At 66.0% G+C, this 17767-nt stretch carries 12 protein-coding genes and 1 pseudogene; 11 read left to right on the plus strand and 2 right to left on the minus strand.

Annotation, left to right across the window (positions count from 1 at the left end):
* Positions 1 to 1208: 1208 nt before the first annotated feature.
* The 4 genes from AB0I34_RS22915 to AB0I34_RS22930 all read left to right on the plus strand — a co-directional run bounded on the left by AB0I34_RS22915 (position 1209) and on the right by AB0I34_RS22930 (position 5573).
* Entirely contained in the window at positions 1209 to 1331 is a 123-nt protein-coding gene (locus tag AB0I34_RS22915; protein ID WP_360448048.1) for a hypothetical protein, read from the plus strand.
* A gap of 187 nt (positions 1332 to 1518) precedes the next feature.
* Complete coding sequence (locus AB0I34_RS22920; protein ID WP_360448050.1) at positions 1519 to 4245, plus strand: PQQ-dependent sugar dehydrogenase; 2727 nt, start codon at positions 1519 to 1521, stop codon at positions 4243 to 4245.
* 794 nt (positions 4246 to 5039) lie between these two features.
* Entirely contained in the window at positions 5040 to 5372 is a 333-nt protein-coding gene (locus tag AB0I34_RS22925) for an Lsr2 family protein (RefSeq protein ID WP_360448053.1), read from the plus strand.
* 54 nt (positions 5373 to 5426) lie between these two features.
* A complete protein-coding gene (locus AB0I34_RS22930; RefSeq protein ID WP_360448238.1) occupies positions 5427 to 5573 on the plus strand; it encodes a hypothetical protein in 147 nt (48 codons plus the stop codon).
* Between the two features lie 125 nt (positions 5574 to 5698).
* Here the strand turns inward: AB0I34_RS22930 and AB0I34_RS22935 are convergent.
* Positions 5699 to 5863, minus strand: a pseudogene (locus tag AB0I34_RS22935) (IS1634 family transposase); the annotation flags it as partial.
* 264 nt (positions 5864 to 6127) lie between these two features.
* On the opposite strand from AB0I34_RS22935, the gene AB0I34_RS22940 reads away from it, so the two are divergent.
* The 6 genes from AB0I34_RS22940 (at position 6128) to AB0I34_RS22965 (ending at position 13697) form a co-directional block, all read left to right on the plus strand.
* Positions 6128 to 6958 (plus strand): alpha/beta hydrolase, encoded by an 831-nt coding sequence (locus tag AB0I34_RS22940; RefSeq protein WP_360448055.1) that lies wholly within the window; start codon positions 6128 to 6130, stop codon positions 6956 to 6958.
* 869 nt (positions 6959 to 7827) lie between these two features.
* On the plus strand, positions 7828 to 8193 hold the full coding sequence (locus AB0I34_RS22945; protein ID WP_360448057.1) for a hypothetical protein: 366 nt from the start codon (positions 7828 to 7830) through the stop codon (positions 8191 to 8193).
* Positions 8194 to 8798: 605 nt separating this feature from the next.
* On the plus strand, positions 8799 to 10076 hold the full coding sequence (locus AB0I34_RS22950) for an adenylate/guanylate cyclase domain-containing protein (RefSeq protein ID WP_360448059.1): 1278 nt from the start codon (positions 8799 to 8801) through the stop codon (positions 10074 to 10076).
* 247 nt (positions 10077 to 10323) lie between these two features.
* Entirely contained in the window at positions 10324 to 10494 is a 171-nt protein-coding gene (locus AB0I34_RS22955; protein WP_360448061.1) for a zinc-ribbon domain-containing protein, read from the plus strand.
* 379 nt (positions 10495 to 10873) lie between these two features.
* Positions 10874 to 11638: a hypothetical protein gene (locus AB0I34_RS22960; protein ID WP_360448063.1), complete on the plus strand. Its 765-nt coding sequence runs from the start codon at positions 10874 to 10876 to the stop codon at positions 11636 to 11638.
* A gap of 1591 nt (positions 11639 to 13229) precedes the next feature.
* Entirely contained in the window at positions 13230 to 13697 is a 468-nt protein-coding gene (locus tag AB0I34_RS22965) for a hypothetical protein (protein ID WP_360448065.1), read from the plus strand.
* 272 nt (positions 13698 to 13969) lie between these two features.
* On the opposite strand, the gene AB0I34_RS22970 is transcribed toward AB0I34_RS22965, so the two are convergent.
* Complete coding sequence (locus AB0I34_RS22970) at positions 13970 to 14293, minus strand: CU044_2847 family protein (protein ID WP_360448067.1); 324 nt, start codon at positions 14291 to 14293, stop codon at positions 13970 to 13972.
* 688 nt (positions 14294 to 14981) lie between these two features.
* On the opposite strand from AB0I34_RS22970, the gene AB0I34_RS22975 reads away from it, so the two are divergent.
* On the plus strand, positions 14982 to 17423 hold the full coding sequence (locus AB0I34_RS22975) for a CHAT domain-containing protein (RefSeq protein WP_360448069.1): 2442 nt from the start codon (positions 14982 to 14984) through the stop codon (positions 17421 to 17423).
* Positions 17424 to 17767 lie beyond the last annotated feature (344 nt).

Here is a 17767-nt window from a genome sequence, read left to right on the forward strand (position 1 = left end):
CCGATGACAGATGGCGACCTCGACGAGATCGAGCAGCGTGCTGCAGCAGCTAGCCCAGCACCTTGGACATCGTTCGTCGAGGGCCGCGACCACATGGGTGGAGATGACTTCATCCGCATCAGCGATGGCAACGACAGCGTCCTCGGATCGGCTCGGACGACCCTGGACATTTCGTTGGAACGGCAACCGCGTCCAGGCACACAGTGGTCAGCCGTGGACGGTCTGAACTCGACTACGGATCAGAAGGTTGCCTGGCGCCACGGCCTGGGTGATGGTGGGCCTGATTTCCCGCCCGGAGAGATCGCTTCGCTGGGAGTGCGAGATGCCCTATGGCTGGGCTTCGGCGTATCTTCAGTCGAGCCCCGGCAAGTTCGCTGCAAGACCCGCCGCTGGGGATGCATCTGGGGATGAACTCGGGGCCAGTAGAGGCAACCAGAGTAATCTCCGAGCGCAGCAGAGTTGCCCAACGATGGCTCAGATAAGCGCAGTTTAAGCAGTCCAACGGCTTCCTAAACCATGTGCCGCAGGTTCGAATCCTGCCGGGGGCACCCACCAAACCTGCAGGTCAGGGGGGATGATTGGGCGCAGAGAGGCCCATGAAGGACCGGAGATCGTGGGGCCAAACGTGGGGCCGAAGTCGAGGCGACTCGTGTTGCCTGCAGTGGATACAGCACGAAGTCGCTCCTTCCTTGTCTGTGGTGGCGGATAGCTTGGAGAGGTGGAGTTGACCTCTATATCCGGCCGACTGGGAGGCCGTACGCCAGCTCGTGTCCTCGAAAACGACCTCGGCCGCGTGTCCCGCCGGAGCCCGCTCTTTGACGTTCTCCGCTGGATCAGTCGTGGGTCGACTCGGGCGAAGTACTGGCTGGCTTGAGATTCCCCGGCTGCCCAATCCGTGGCAGGACACCATCACGGTTCGAACCGGCTGGCGTCAGCGGGCAGCCAACCTCGCGGCGCCGGGGACGATCCGGTGGTCGAATCGGCCGGCAGGTACACGGGCCGACGGCCGTCCCTGGTCAGCTGCCAAGCCTGCTGCAGTCAATCCGAGCTTCGGCTCAGGTCTCTCGGTCGTCAGTCAGGGCGCGGAACTGCACATTGCTTGGCCCATAGATTGCGTACATCAGTGGGAAGTAGTTGCCCTTTGCAGCGGCGGTTCCTATGGCGGACCGCAGCGCCGTGCGCAGTGAGACACGACGCTCGCAGATTTCGTGGAGCAGCATCTGGCCGACGACATCCGCCAGGACCGCCTGAACGGGCACGGCCGTGCGGAAGCGCAGGCCCACGGCCGCGAGCTGGGCATTCCCGAACCGCAACTGGACTGGACGGACTGAGAAGGCCGGGCCGGGTGGAGCAGCCGGCCAAGCAAAACGCTCGACCGGGCAGTCCATTCGCATCATTTGGGGTTGAGCGCGCATCATCTCAGTAGGTGCCTTTCCGGCGATGTGTGGTGGGGGAACGGTTATGAAGCTCGAGTTGCCGTGTTTTGGCGCGCCCATGGTCAGCGGGGGGCGGAAGGTGATGACGGCTCTTCTGGTTGTCCCCCTGCTGATCGCCGGTGTTGTGGTCAGCCTCCCCCCGGCGGACGCTGCCGAGACCGCGGTGGTGATTCCGGCGGGTTTCACGCCGGTGCCGATCGCGACCGGGCAGCCGGCCGCGAACCTGACGAACTTCGAGTTCCTGCAGGGCGAGCGGGTGCTGACGGTCGGGCGGGACGGCCGCCTGACTGTGGTGTCGGACGATGCGCCGCCGAGGACGCTCCTGACGATTCCGAACGTTGCGCATACGGGTGACCTCGGTGCCCTCGGTCTCACGCTGGCTCCGAACTACGCCACGACGGGGCAGCTCTACCTGCAGTACGCCCGGACCACCGCGACCGGGAGCCGCGTGATGCGCGTCTCGCGCTGGACGGCCGCGCCGGTCGACAACCCGACCACGCTCGGCGCCGAACAGGTCCTGCTGGAGGCGCCGCTCACCAGCGTCTACCACGCCGGTGGGACGGTTCTGGTCGCACCGGACGGCAAGCTGCTGATCAGCATCGGCGACAACGCCGCGCCGCTCGCCTCCCCGAACCCCGAGGCCTTGCGGGCGCAGAGCCTGGACGGCCCCTACGGCAAGATCCTCAGAATCGATCCGGTCACCGGCGCCGGAGTACCGGGCAACCCCTACTACAACGCGGCATCCGCGTCGTCGTGGCGAAGCAGGGTCTACGCTTACGGCCTGCGCAACCCGTTCCGGATGTCGGTGGACCCGCGGAACGGGCGGGTACTCGTCGGCGACGTCGGCTGGACGCAGTACGAGGAGATCAATCTGCTGGCCGCCGGTAAGAACTACGGCTGGCCCTGCTACGAGGGACCCGGGCGGCACCCGGGGTACGCCAACACCGCGCAGTGCCAGCAGGTCTACACGCAATCGGTCCAGGGACCGCTGTGGAACTACGCGTCGCCCACCACCCAGTCGTCGATCACCGGCGGTACGTGGTACACGGGAACGTCCTACCCGGCTGCATACCGGGACGCGTACTTCTTCGCGGACTACTCGCAGCAGAAGATCTGGACCATGATGATCGACGCACAGGGCAGGGTCACAAGGACCCCCGAAGCCGCGGCCTTCGCCACCGGTATCGGCGGGCCGGTCGCGCTGAAGACCGGTCCGAACGGCGACGTGTACTACGCGGACATCCTCTCGTCCAACCTGGTCCGGCTGCGCTACTCGGCCGGGAACCGAGCGCCTGTTCCGCGCGCCGGCACCACCGTGAACCCGGACACCTTGACGGTCACCTTCGACGGCTCGGCCTCGTACGACCTGGACGGCGACGACCTCACGTACACCTGGGACTTCGGCGACGGGAGCCAGGGAACGGGTGCGGTCGCAGCTCACACCTACGCGGCCCCGGGCAAGGTCAGCGCGACGCTCACTGTCAAGGATCCTCTCGGTGCCGCGGCGACCACCACTGTCACCGTCGTGCCGGACAACCACTCGCCGGTGCTCACGCTGACCGGGCCGGACAAGAAGTACGCCGTCGGGAACACCGTCTCCTTGAGCGCCTCCGCGAATGACATCGAGGATGGCGCACTCCCGGTGTCCTGGCGAACCGACCTGATCCATTGCGACACAGGCGGCGGGTGCCATCTCCATCCCGGCCAGACCAGCACGGGGCCGACCTACTCGGATCTGTTCGACGACCATGGCGACGAGACACGCATGCAGATCACCGCTTCGGTGGTGGACCAGGCCGGCGTGCGGACCGAGAAGGTGTACTCCGCCGAGCCGGACCTGCGCACGCTCACCGTGCTGGCCCCGGCGCCGGTGCTCATCAACGGCGCCCAGCGGGTGAGCGTCAAGGTCGCGGTGAACTCGAGCAACGAGGTGTCCGCTCCCGGCGTGGCCGGCAGCACCGTGTTCACGGGCTGGTCCGACAGCGGGCTGCAGACGCACACGCTGAACATGCCCGCGGGCGACCGGACCCTGACGGCGCACTACGCCAAGTTCGTACCCGGTCGGTACGGCGACTACAACGGTGACGGGCGCACCGATCGGACGGTCTTCCGGCCGTCCACGGCGACCTGGTTCGACCCTGGGTTGTTCAACACCCGGTACGGCGGTGCCACCGACCTGCCGGTCCCCGCGGACGTCAACTCCGACGGGCGGACCGACGTGGTGAGCTGGCGTCCGTCGGACGGGATGTGGCAGGCGCGCGGACTCTTCGACATCCGTTGGGGCGGGAACGGGGACGTCCCGGTCCCGGGTGACTACAGCGTCAACGGCCGTACCGACCTCGCGATCTGGCGACCCAGTACAGGTATCTGGTACGTGCGTAACGTCCTACAGATTGATTGGGGTGGGCCGAGCGACGTGCCGGTACCGGGCGACTACAACGGTGACGGCAAGATGGAACTCGCGATCTGGCGCCCATCGACCGGCATGTGGTGGATTCGTGGCCGAGCAGCCATCCATTGGGGTCAGGCCGGCGACATCCCGGTCCAGGCCGACTACAACGGTGACGGCCGAACCGACCTGGCCGTCTGGCGTCCATCGACCGGCGGCTGGTGGATCAACGGCCGCCCGAGCCAGAACTGGGGAGTCAACGGCGACATCCCCCTCACCGGCGACTTCAACGGCGACGCCCGAACCGACCTGGCCGTCTGGCGCCCCTCGACCGGCGTCTGGTGGATCAACGGCACCCCCGCATTCCGCTGGGGCGAACCCGGCGACCGCCCGCTACCCCGCCCCCTTGGCGCCAGGTAGCCCTCTCCGCCCCGCCTGAACTGCTTCCGGCGGGGCGGCGGCGGAGCTGTGTGTGGGCAGACGGAGTTGTCAGGTGCTGGGCTCTCTAGACTGAATCACGACGAGGGGAAGTGATTCAGTTGATCCAAGCGGACACGTCTTTCGGCCGGATCCTCGGCGCCGGCGTCCGGGTGCTCGACGACGAGACGACCAGCGCCCCGGGCTTCACTACAACGCGACCACATTCGACATACTTCGACTGTCCAAGCAATCACCCGACTTGACGTCCGACGAAGCCTTATATTCAGCGCCGGGCCGTCTTACGAGCAGCGTGGCCCGGGCCTCAACGTCGTCCAACGCACCCACGCTGAATCCGGAGCTGGCGGACGCTGAAACTGTGTGCGCTCGGCGTTCACAAGCCGAGCGAGCAACGCAACTCAGCGACCGACGCGCGGTTTAAAAGGGGCAATGATCCCCTCGTAAACAGCCTCTCTAGGCGTCAGGAGCCTGCATTCTAGGGGACTCTGGCCCCGCCAGTTGACTCTCTCTGACGCGATTTCGCACCACGATTGATCCCACGGCCGATGCAGTAGCGCCTCCCGCCGCCCAGCCGTGCGAGCTTCCCGATCGGACTCTTCCGGGTCAAGGCGCGCCATCGCCGCCGGCCCACGGCATGCACCGCCCGCACTCGCGCTCGAGGTCTGTGGCAGAGCCAAGTCGTCGCCTCCGGGGACTCTCTCGGCGGGTAAGCCGCTTCGGTGTGGGGGTGGTGAGCGATGCTGTCTACACCTGCATCTACCGCGAGGGGGCGACCCATGGTCCAACGAGTCGAGATCCTGCTGACGGATGACCTTGACGGCGGCAAGATCCCTTCCGGCAAGGGTGAGACGGTGTCCTTCGCGCTCGACGGCAGGTCGTATGAGATCGACCTCCGCACCAGGCACGCGGCAGTTTTGCGCGCCGCACTCCGGCCCTACGTCGATGCAGGCCGCCCGATCAGGAACGGGCGCGGCCGGCGGGTCACCCGCAGCAAAATCGCTGCGGATGCTCGCACTGTCAAGGAGTGGGCTCGGGCGAACGGGTACGAGGTCAATGACCGCGGGCGGGTGCCGACCAAGATTCGGGATGCCTTCGACGCCGCCAACTAGCTGTAACGCCGGGCCCACCAATCGCGATCACCTGAAGAAGGGGGGAATCATCAGGTGGACATCGTCGTAGCCATCATCAGCGGCGTGGTGAAACTGACCATCGCAATGATGCAGATCATGGCCAAGCTCGTCATGTTCGGCATCCGCGAAACGCAGCGAGCCATCGCCCAAGCCCAACGCAACCAGGCGCGTAAGCGGTAAGTCCGGAAACACATCCGCATACTCAAAGACTCCGGAACCGCACTCCGGGGGTCCTTGTTGTCAAGTGTCGGACCAGCGGGGCGATCAGCTCGACGACGCCGACCGTCGCGGCCGTGGATCGTTCGCAGGATTTCGCGCAGGTCGTCGGGTAGTGGGTCGGCGGCGGTGATGATGTGGGCGCCGGCCTGGATTTCGATGGTGTGGTATCGGCGGGTGGTGGGGACGAACCTCTTGATCGACCATCCGGTGGTGTCCTCGATCCAGCGTGAGACCGCGAGGGCGGCGAACATCGATTGTTGATTCGAACGATCGGGCGGAAGTAGCCCTCATGTACCCGACAGTGGTCACGGTCGTGGGTTGCGCGGCGCTTCACCCGCACCGGATGATGCCTGCCCTGGCGGACCGGACCAGTCTGGTTGGGCGTACCCGGGCGCTGCGGCGGGGTACGAGAAGCGCCCACAGTGAACAAGGGAACACGAATGAATGCTGAAGGTCAGCGCGAGGTGTTGTGATCCCGCGTCAGTACCCGCACCCCTTCCCTGGATCGGAGCCTCATGACCACGAACACACCCGAGGCCACCCCGGCGGCGCAGAAGCCGACCGTCGTCCTCATTCACGGTCTTTGGCTCACGCCGCTCAGCTGGGAAGGCTGGAAGCAGCGCTTCGAGTCGAAGGGCCACACCGTGCTAGCACCGGCCTGGCCGGGACTCGAGGGAACGGTGGAGGAGGTCCGCCAAAACACCTCCAAGTACGAGCGGCTCGGGATCAAGGAGATCACCGACCACTACGACCGGATCATCCGCGGCCTCGACGCCCCGCCCATCATCATGGGCCACTCGTTCGGCGGCCTCATCACGCAGCTCCTGCTGGACCGCGGCCTTGGCGCCTCGGCCGTGGCGATCAGCCCGGCGCAGATCCACGGCGTATACACCCTGCCCCTCGCCCAGGCCAAGGTCGCGTCGGTGGCGCTGAAGAACCCGGCCAACCGCCACAGGACTCAGATGCTCACACCGGAGGAGTTCCACTACGGCTTCACCAACACGCGCACACTCGAGGAGTCGAGACCGATCTACGACAGGCTCGCGGTTCCGGGGCCGGGGCGCCCGCTTTTTCAGGCGGCGCTCGCCAACTTCACACCCCACGCGGTGACCAGGGTTAACCGGCACAACTCGAGCCGCGCGCCGCTGCTGTTCCTGGCCAACGGCAAGGACCACACCGTGCCCGCGGTGTCGACCCGCGCCGCCTACAAGATCCAGAAGAAGACGGGCGCACTCACCGAGCTCAAGGAGTACCCCGACCGCTCCCATTCCACATTCTCCCAGGACGGCTGGGAAGAGGTGGCGGACTACTCGCTCGATTGGGCCGTGCGCAACGCGCGAACCTAGCCGCAGGCCGTGGTGTGGCGGTCGTGGACGTGGCGCGGCGACCTTTTGATGATCCGGAGCCGTGTGGACTACCGATGATCTCACTCTGGCCGGCTGCTACAGCGCAGAGGCTGATCGGGCAGCGCGGCCCGCAGTTCAGCGAATGATGCTCGGTTTAGGAAACCGACGCGTCCCGACGACATGCGCCACTCCAAGCGTCACGTGACACCACCAATCCGGGCGGTTTGGACTCTGGTTGACACCTTTTCGTTCCCAGGCGGTTCCCCGCTGAAATGACCAGCCAGCAGTGTGAGAGTAGGGCCCGTGCCCTGGCACCCGACCGCCTTCGCGTCTCGAGTCCTGGGTCCCGGCGCGCCGGACGTCACTCGACTAGGTACAACTAGGCGGTGCATCCCAAGTCTGGCCATGGGTAGTCCGGCCGCCGCGTCGGGCTTTTATGGATCAAGGGCGCGCCTTCGGCGCGCGGCCCTGGCTGCGGGCGGCGCTGGGGCGGCGTCCTCGCCGGAGCCCAGGCGCAGCATGCTTCCTGACCCCTGCGCCCAACCGGCCCGAGCCGCCGTTCTGGCGTCTGACCCTGGGTTGACCCGTCCGCCTGGCCGATCGATCGGACGGCAGCTCTAGGGGGACCGGGCAGGAGTGGAAGTCTTCTTGCCACGCCCGCGGATTGTGGGGCGGTCAAAGGCGCGTTCCAATGGCCCCATGCTCCGACTCCTCTCGACACGTACTGCGTCATCGTCGCCGCACAGAATCGGGATCACCGCGCGGAGGTTGACCGACTGGTTGACCTGGCCCGAGCTGGCCATGTCGAGCTGTGGCTCACATCGGCCTTTACCTACGATCAAGAGACTGCGCCCGCTGACAAGTACAACGTGAATCTCCAGTGGCTCGCCGACCGGCCATGCATCGGAGCGGTGCCCGGGCCGTTTCGGCTCGATCTCTCGCCGCTCGGCGGTCAGGACGTCCTCGGGGACGCCGCGACGGCGGATGCCGACGAGAAGATCAAAGCAATCCTTCTGCCCGAGCCACTCGCGAAGGGCCAAGTTGCGGCCGGTAGGAGGATGCACGATGTGCACCACCTGACCGCGCACCTAATGGCTGGAAACGATGCATTCGTCACCAACGACAAGAACATGCTCAAGAATCGGGAGGCGCTGCGCGACGAGGTGAGCATCCAAGTGCTCGACCCGGTGGAGGCCGTGGTCCTAGCGTCCGGGCCGAGCGCCAGCTCTGAGTGAATGGGGCTGGCTGACATTCTTGCCCTCTACGTGCCTCACGGGTGGTCTCTGCCGGGCATCCAGGGGGTATTGCGGGGTTGGGTTTCAGGCGTAGGGAATTCTGTCTAGGCGGGCTGTCGGCCGGGGTTTCCAAACTGGCTACTGGTCGAGCAGCCGGCGCGGTCCCACGGCCACACGGTCGAGAGCAGAACTCGAGTCCCGGCCCGGGGATTATGAGCCGTTGCCACAGAGACCTACTTCAGGCTCCGGGAGTTCGTGTCTCGACCCGATCTGACCACTCTGCCAACGCTATTTGACTCCACTCGGCCCCACGAGTGGCCCCACGCCGGCCATTGATTCCCCCGCCGAACTGCAGTGCTGAGTGGCGGCATTGAGTTGGCCCACGGACTGATGGACGCGCGCCGCGATGACCTGGGTTTGCAGTCATCACGGGGCCCAGCGCCACCGTCACCTCAGGAGCATGTCACCCAGGCCAACGACCCCGCGTGGGAGAAGGCGAGCGAACGCCATACCGGGGCTGAAAGGGCAGCGCGCCGCGCTCGCGTCGGCGCCGAAGGGCCTGTTCGGAGGATGTCGCAAGGGGATTGCGCGCATACGATCTTCAGGTGACCGGGTCCTGGCTCCAGGCTCGCGACCGCGGGCGTGGCCCGGGGCGGGCTGTCGTCCACTGGTTGGAGCGGCTGGCCGATGTCGGCGCTCGGCCGGAGGATACCCACGACGAGCGGCTCCGACAGGGCACGCTCATATTCTCGTCGCTGCTGATCACGGCGATCTCCACGATCTGGGTGACCACGTACCTCGCCTACGGCGACCCGGTCTCGGCGGCCATCCCAGGCTTCTACCAGGTGATCACCGTCATCGGGCTGGCCGTCCTGGCCCGGACGCGGCGTTTCGCCACGTTCCGCACCATGCAGCTGCTGGCGTTCCTGGTGCTGCCAGCTTTGCTGCAGGTCTCGCTCGGCGGATTCGTGGCCTCGAGCGCGATGATCCTCTGGGCGGTGTTCACACCGCTGGCGGCGCTCGCGTTGGTCGGTATCCGGCGCTCCGTGCCGTGGCTGGTGGCGTTCTTCGTTGAGTTGGCCGCGCTCGCCCTGGTCGATTCCCGGCTCGCACAATCCCCGGCGGCGCTGCCACCCGGATTCGTGGTCACGTTCCTGGTGCTGAACATCGCGGGCGTCATGGTGAGCGCGTACGTGATGCTCAGCTACTTCGTCGAGCAGCGGGAGCGAGCCCATCGAGACCTCCGGACCGAGCGGGAGCGTTCGGAGCGGCTCCTGCTTAACGTGCTGCCGGAGCCGATCGCCGAGCGCCTCAAGTCAGAGCCAGGGGTGATCGCGGAACACTACGACGCGGTAAGCGTGCTCTTCGCCGACATCGTCGGCTTCACGGCGCGATCGGCGGTGATGGCGGCGACGGACGTCGTGAAGCTGCTGGACCAGGTGTTCTCCGCGTTCGACCGGATCGCCGACGCCGAGGGGGTCGAGAAGATCAAGACGATCGGTGACGCGTACATGCTGGTCGGCGGCCTACCGAAGCCGCGGCCGGATCACCTCGCAGCGGTCGCCCGTACTGCGCTCGCGCTGCGCGACGAGGTCGCCCGGATCGCAGCCCTGCCCGGGCGGGACTGGCTCGCGGTCCGAATAGGAATCGACTCCGGACCGGTGGTGGCCGGCGTGATCGGCCGGCGCAAGTTCATCTACGACCTCTGGGGCGACACCGTGAACACCGCGAGCCGGATGGAGTCCCACGGCCCACCGGGCGAGATCCAGGTCACGGGACGGGTGGCCGCCGCCCTCGGCCCGGAGTTCGCCGTACGTCCACGCGGCACCATCGAGGTCAAGGGAAAGGGCCCGATGCAGACCTTCCTCCTCGACCGGCCCTAGCGCCCGCAGACGGAACAGCACTCATGGAGCGGGGGTGGCAACTATCGGCAACAGGGTGAAAGGCACGGGCTGCCCGGGTTGTCGCGGGAGGTGTCGACACCTGTACCCGGAGGACTCGGCCCGATAACGTTGGGAGAACGAGCAAGCCAGCTGCGCTGTTCGGAAAGGGCTCTGCGAGCCGATGCAAGCAGTCAGTGCCTGAACCCGGTCGCTCGCTCGGTGACCTACATCCGCATCTGGTGGGGGAGTGGGATGGGCAAAACTCGCTGAGCCCATTCGATACAGGCCACGCTCCGGCGAGGTGGTCATCTGGCATTGCGCAGTCGGCCACCGTTGGGCAGCGTTGGTTTCCAACCGGACGAACGGCTCTGGGTGTCCGGGTTGTCAGGGAAAGCTGTCGTTCCTGCTCGACTGTTGAACTGCCCGCGACCCGTGTCGACGGCGGTTCGAATCCTCGGCCAACGGATTAAAAGGGGCAATGATGCCCTAGTAACCAGCCTCTATAAGCGTCAGAAGTCTGTGTTCGAAGGGACTCTGGCCCCGCTAACCAACCCTCTTCGACTCCATTTCGCACCACGAATGATCCCACGGTGAGCGACGGATGGCGGCCGGTGCCAGCCGAGCGCCTCCTCGAGAAGCGGCCTTAGCTGGGGGACTCCAGCTCGGACTAGCCGGGTGCGGTTTCCTGAAGCTCTGCGGGACTCGCCTCTAGGCGCTCGGACGTCCGGCCAGCGAACGTCCAGGTAGGGACCCATCGCCTCTGGTGGTCGCCGGTGGGTGGCGCGATACTCACCGGCATGAGCACCGCAGGTGACCGGGTCGCGTCGGAGCTGAACCGTGAGCTCACTGGCATGCTGGTTGAGTCGGGCCGCAGGTTCGGCTTCGAGATCGTGTTGGAGTACCCGGTTCGAGGTGGCCGTCTGGACGTGGTGTGGACATGGGCGCCGGCGTCGCCGTTTCCTGGGTTGGAGCGGCCGGTGCCGGTCGTTGGGTTCGAGGTTGAGTCGAGCTGGCGGACCCGCAAGCACGTGAAGGGTGATCTGCTGAATCTGCACGATGCCGGCGTGGGCTTGGGCGTCATCGTGCTCGCGGGCACCGACTCGAAGGACGAGGGGCTGCGGAGGTTCGCCGAGCTGCTCGTCGATCGGCCGGGCCCCACGGTGCTGGTGTGGACCGCAGAGGATGTTCGTGCGCTCGCCGAGCGTTGCGAATCGGCGTACGTGACCGCCTCAGTATCCGCAGTGGCCGCGGCGGCCTCACTGGGGGAGCGGCCTGCCGCTGACCCACGAGAGTCGTCCGCGGCTGCGGCTCGCGGGCACTCGGGGAAGTACGCGCCGCTGTATCGGTGGCTGCTCGCACGGGGCGCGTCCACGTTGACGCTGACATTCGGCGAGGTCGAGGAGGTGCTCGGGTTCCCCTTGCCGAACTCGTGTCGCCAGCATGTGCCCCACTGGCACAGCTACGACGGGTCGGCGGTCGCTCGCGCCATCGTCGACGCCGGTTGGAAGGCCAGCCGCGTCCATCTAGCCGACGAGGAGCTCACGCTTGTCAGAACCTCGTAGGTCGCGCTCCCGCTCCCGCTCGCCGGATTGTTGCGGTCGGGGCGGCGCTTAGTTCGGACCAGCTGAGTCGCCACGACTGAAGCTGACCCGCGGCTTGGCGTCGCCCGCCTGTCTGTCTCTGTTGCGGGGGCGTGCAGCACCAGAGTTGGCGGTCGGCGCTCAGCCGCTGAGCGCCGGGACTGCTTGCCGCGCTCGGGAGGATTCCAACTCGGCCGACGGATTAGAAGGTGGACAGACCCCGTTGTCACGCCTGAACTAGCGAAACTCTGGCCTACTTCAGTTCGCTTGTCGTCGACTCCGGTTCACTCCAGTAGCCGGGGCTGATTCCCAGGAGGATTCCCAGGCCACATGGTCCTGCTCGCTTCCTCCCGGCGTTCTAGCTGCTGGTGCCGGGAGCGCCGGGGCTCGAGGGAGTGACCGCTTGGCGGATACCTCAGAACCGTTGAGATGTGGGTGAGCCGCCGCTCCTCGGGTACGGCGAGTTGGGCGGACACGTGGTCGGCTAACAAGCGACGGACCGCCTCGTCGCGGGACACCCCCAGTGAAGCCCGGATCCGCGACAGGGCGGTGAGCGCGAGCGGTGGAACTCGGATGCTGGTCTGGACCTTAGCGTTCCCAGCCACAGTGTCCCGCCCAACGTAAACCTATACCCCCGCGAGCGCGCTCTGCGGACGGCCCACGCCATCTACGGCGGAGCGGGGGCCGGGCCGTCAAACACGACGACCCGACCCCTTGCATCTCACCGGTCCATGCGGCCGACCACGATCAGCATCAGCAGCAGAACTACCATCACGAACGGCAATGCGTCCATGTGGCTCACCTCCGAAGGCAGTCGGAGACCCACGGCCGGCTGGCCAAGAGCCCCTATCCGCTGCGCATCGCAAATGCAGTAGTGCCCCAGCAGTGTGGCACTGTCGCGCGGTTCCTGTCTGCAGTTCGTTTGACGGCCTCTACCGATACTGACACTCCGATTGCGGCGGCGGATTCTCCCGGGATCTTGAGGCGGTTCCAACGCAGTCTCGCTTGATGGACCGGCCGACAGAACTCGAACCCGGGGCCAGGGGATTATGAGAGCCCCGCCACTTGCCACACCGGTCAACTTCAGGCGTCAAGGGTTCGGATCCTGCCCCCGTCCCGCCTGCTTAGTCCACTCTGGTTGACCCGATTTGGCGTCACGAGAGATGTCACGACAGGGGCTCGGCAGCAGGCCCTGCCTGACGTCGTGGCTTCACCTCGTCCCGCGCAGTCCGAGAGGCCGTGTGCCTGCGAAGGTGGCCGCGGCCACGTACAGGGCACGCTCGTTAATCCAGCTGAGCCCGGCCGAGCGGCAGAGCGGGTTGCCGTTGGGGGTCGCTGGTGGCGGCCGGCACATGGCCCGACGAATAGCCGCGACGCCTGCAGCTGCAGGCGTGATGCCGAATCAGCTCAACCGCTCGGTCAGTTCGATCCGCGTCGACGTGTCACTGTTCCCACGCCGCCGTTGGGGGCCAAGGTCAGATGCCTGTAGGCCGACTCCCGGCGGGACAGCCGTCTCCTTGTAGGCGTCGTGAACAATGCTGTCTACACCGCATCTTTCGCGAGGAGACGAGCCATGCTCCAAGGAGTTGAGATCAAGCTGACCTTTGTGCAATGGGACCTACCCCAGACGGTGGTCGACTGGGCTCAAGTCCTCGGAGCTGCTCTTGGGCTGGTCGCGATCGTTGTTGCTCTGTTTGCGCTGTGGCGTCAACGACGGGACGCGATGATCGAGCGAAAGGCCCAATACGAGCTGGATCTGCTGCGCGATCTGGTTCGCCTTATAGGCGACCCGCATGGTTACCGAGAGGCAGATGTGTTGATGTCGCTATTTAGTAGAGATCTTCCAAATCTACAGCCCGTGAACGACGCTCTCAAAGCCATTGGCCGTGCGCGCGCTAACCATCCTGAGGGCGAACCTCGCGACGACGCCAAGCTGCAGCGAATCTGGTCGGAGCGTCGACCAGATATGCTGACCGGAATCAAAGACGCCACTGACTGGCGCCTCTTTCACGAAGGTCGCCGGTGGTCGACTTGGCGTTGACCCTCCGGACGTCCTCGGGATTCGCTGGCCGGGCTTCGACCGGTGGGGGCATACTCCCCAAGGGCGCCACTGCTTGACCCGACGCACCCGAGCGCCAAGGCCGGCACCGCCGACGGTAGATTGCGCGGATCCGATGGCACGTGGGGAAAGCTGCGATCGGCGGCCACATCCGCGTCCAGTCGGTCGGCGACGGGCTCAGGAACCGGCACACTCGACCGGCGGCCGCCCACGCCAACACAGACGATTTGGGTCGGGCGTCGGGGTCTCCAGCATCACTTAGGCGGCGTCCATTTCAGAGCGATCTTGAAATTGGCGGAGGCACCGAGCGTTGCGATGCAGACGCCGGCCTCGGCGGTCAGTTGGATCGCGAATTCGATGGTGATCTCGCTCGGCTTCGACTGCAGTCCTGAGAGCGAAGCCAGCAGGGCGTCAGCGGCCGGGCGCACCTTGGCTACCGCCGACTCAAACGTCTGATTCGCCTGCTCGGCAACCCGGACAGGCCGATCCTCCCCCCAGCCGCGGGTGACGACGCCGTCCGCGGTTGTCTTCTCGACGGCGACAAGCACACTGCCGCCACTGTCGAGCGGGTACTCCACTAATTCAAGCATGGGACTCCTGGAGCTGTCGGGCGGTAGCTTGGAGTCAGTCTTCCACTGCCGACTCTAGTTGGATACTCCGCAGTCCAAGGTTTGATGCCCGTTGGGGCGGCGGTCCGCCTGGTGCTCCCCGGCCTTCGGGCGGCATTTGTCGGGTGGCTGGCGGTTCGTTGGTGGGGGTGCTCAGGCGAGCGCGCCGAATGGAATCTGACGATGAAGGCTTGAATTCGCTTGATTGTGACTTTGTATGACGACATCTGATTAGATGAGTAACCTGAAGCGTTAGAAACCGGCTGCGTTGGCCTGATTCAGTGGTTCGGTGGGTTGTGCGGAACTGGTTGAGCCTAGGAAGGCCCGGCGAGAGAGCGTGTCAGTCGAGTTGGCCGCGGGTTGGTGGGGTGTCAGCCGGGGTGAGGGGATCGGCGGGTGACGGGAGAGGTGCAGCAGCTCGATTTTGGGCAGAGTGCCGGGCGGGTGTGGCCCGCGGCGCGGGGGCTGCTGGCCAGGTCGAGAGCGTTTGCGGATGCGCCTGATGAGGCGCAGGCGGCTTTGGATGTCCGTCTCAGCGCCGATGCAAGAACGTCAACTATGTCGACCAGCGCCCGCCAACCAGCGGTTGTGAAGGTCTGGCGGCCCAACCGGTGTGGACGCGGCAACGGCAGCTCGATAGCGCTGGAACTGGATCGTGATGCGTGAGCTGAGCTACCTCGACTTCGACCTGCTGGTCGAATCAGCCGGACAGGCCGGATACCGCGCACGGGTGGTTGAGTCACCGGCGGGGGAGACCGCGCCGATCGACTTCAGACTTCCGTTCTCGGAGCTAGAGGTAGAAAACTTCCTACTTCGGGTCGGTCGTCCTCGACGAGGCCCGGCGCGGGGGGAGCCTCCGAGAGACGCCGCGGTTGTCCGTGATTTCGGTGGACGGCTGTTCGAGGCGGTCTTTCACGACGAGTTGCGCGTAGCGCTGGCTACCAGCCTGGATCAGGCCGAGGGCGATGACGCCGGACTGCGGGTGCGATTGCGGCTGTCTGACTGCCCGGAGCTTGTCGACCTTCCCTGGGAGTACCTGTACGACCGTGAGAACCGGCGGTTCCTGGCTCTGTCGGAATGGACTCCAGTCGTGCGCTACCTGCAGTTTCCCGGACGCGTTCGTCCACTTTCGGTGCGCCCGCCGCTGCGGGTCTTGGTCCTGATCGCCAGCCCGACCGACCTTCCGCCGCTTGACGTCAATGGCGAGCGGGACAGGCTGCGCTCGGCGCTGGCAGATCTCGAAGGCGCTGGCAGGGTGATGGTCGATGAAGTCTCGACTGGGACGCTGGCAGATCTGCAGCGGCAGCTGCGCCGGGCCGACTATCACGTGTTCCACTACATCGGGCACGGCGGCTATGACCAGCAGGCCGAGGACGGCGTCCTGGTCTTCGAGGGCGCTTCGGGGCGGGGCCAGCCGGTGAGCGGCGAGGACCTCGGCATGCTCCTGCACGACCACCGGACCTTGCGGCTGGCGGTGCTGAACTCGTGTGAGGGCGCTCGCGGCGGCCGCACCGATCCGTACTCGGGCACCGCGCAGAGCCTCGTCCGTCAGGGTATTCCGGCAGTCGTCGCCATGCAGTTCGAAATCACCGACACCGCTGCGATCACCTTTGCGCACAACTTCTACGAGGCGGTCGCCGACGGCTACCCGCTCGACGCTGCAATGGCCGAGGCCCGGAAGGCCGTCCGGAACGAACCGAACCCAGTCGAGTGGGGCACCCCCGTGCTCTACCTGCGCGCCCATGACGGGCGAATCTTTGAACTCGCTCCCAGCCAACCAACCCCAGAGGATTCCGACGCGGCGGCTGATCTGTGGAATGACGCTGAGTACTCCGCGGCGCTCGCCGCGTTTTACACCCAGCGCTGGATCACCGCTGTCGACCTGCTGGAACAGGTGTCGACCCGGTATCCGAACCATCCGCAAGTCGTCCAGCAGCTGGCTCACGCCCGCCAGCAGCGTCAAGAAGCCGAGTGGGACGCCGACGCATCTGCAGCTGCGGAGCAGGCACACTGGAGCGACGCTGTGGCGGCACTGGAACACCTTCTCACCGCCCACCCCAACGACCGCGACGTCGCTCGCCGTCTGGAGTCGGCACGCGCCGCGCAATGGCAGGCCGAGGCGCAGGCCAACCTCCGTCGCCTGTATGCCGCCGGCGAGTGGGCAGCCGTCATCGCTGCTGGTGAGCAACTCGCGGAGCTTGACCCGGCGTCGGCCGGGCTGGTCACCGCAGCCGAGGCCGAACTCGCCGACCGCTACACCACCGGACGCCTCCAACTGGACCGCGGCGACTGGGTTGGCGCCGCACAGACCTTCGCCGCGATACACGCAGAACGTCCCGACTACCGCGACGTCGCTCGCCGTCTGGAGTCGGCACGCGCCGCGCAATGGCAGGCCGAGGCGCAGGCCAACCTCCGTCGCCTGTATGCCGCCGGCGAGTGGGCAGCCGTCATCGCTGCTGGTGAGCAACTCGCGGAGCTTGACCCGGCGTCGGCCGGGCTGGTCACCGCAGCCAAGGCCGAGGCCGAACTCGCCGACCGCTACACCACCGGACGCCTCCAACTGGACCGCGGCGACTGGGTTGGCGCCGCACAGACCTTCGCCGCGATACACGCAGAACGTCCCGACTACCGCGACGTCGGCGCTATTCTCGCTCGCGGACGTGTCGCCAGCATGGGTGAAAGGTTCCTCGCCCGCTTCATCGACTGGATGCTGATCCTGCTCCCGTTGATTTTCCTGGTACCTACCAGCGAACCGACCCCGACTGGTGAGAGTGCTCCCACGACTTTCGCTGACACTCTGTTTTTCCTCGGCTCACTTCTGACGCTCGCCGTGTATGAGGTCGTGCTCACCGCGCGCTGGGGCAACACTGTTGGGAAGCGGCTGCTGCGACTAAAGGTCGTCCGTCGTCTCGACGGTGGCCCAGTCGGCTGGGGCCCGTCCCTCTTGCGTTGGGTCGTGCAACTCATCGCCTGGATCCCAGGCTTATTATTCGGCTCAATAATTCTCTACCTCTCTCCATTCTGGGACTCAACAGGAGGTCGACAGGGCTGGCACGACAAACTCGCTGGAACCATTGTCGTCAAGCAACCGCCAAGATGACCTTGCAGCGTTTTGCCAACTGGGTAGTCCATTTCGCAACCAGTGGACTAAAAGGGCCAATGATGCCGTAGCAGCCAGTCTCTCTAGGCGTCAGAGCCCTCAGGTTGAGGACCTTCTGCCCCCACCCGTTGACTGTGTTCGACTCCATTTCGCACCACGATTGATCCCTCGGCCGATGCAGTGGCGCCTCCCGCCGCCCAGCCGTGCGAGCTTCCCAATCGGACTCTTCCGGGGCAAGGCGCGCCATCGCCGCGAGGCGGAGGGGCGAGCCCGCGGCGTTCACCGCCGGCACCGGCTCTCGAGGTCTTTGGCAGGGCCAGGTAGTCGCCTTCGGGGGACTCTCT

This window comes from Kribbella sp. NPDC050281, assembly GCF_040655855.1.
Taxonomy (GTDB): Bacteria; Actinomycetota; Actinomycetes; order Propionibacteriales; family Kribbellaceae; genus Kribbella.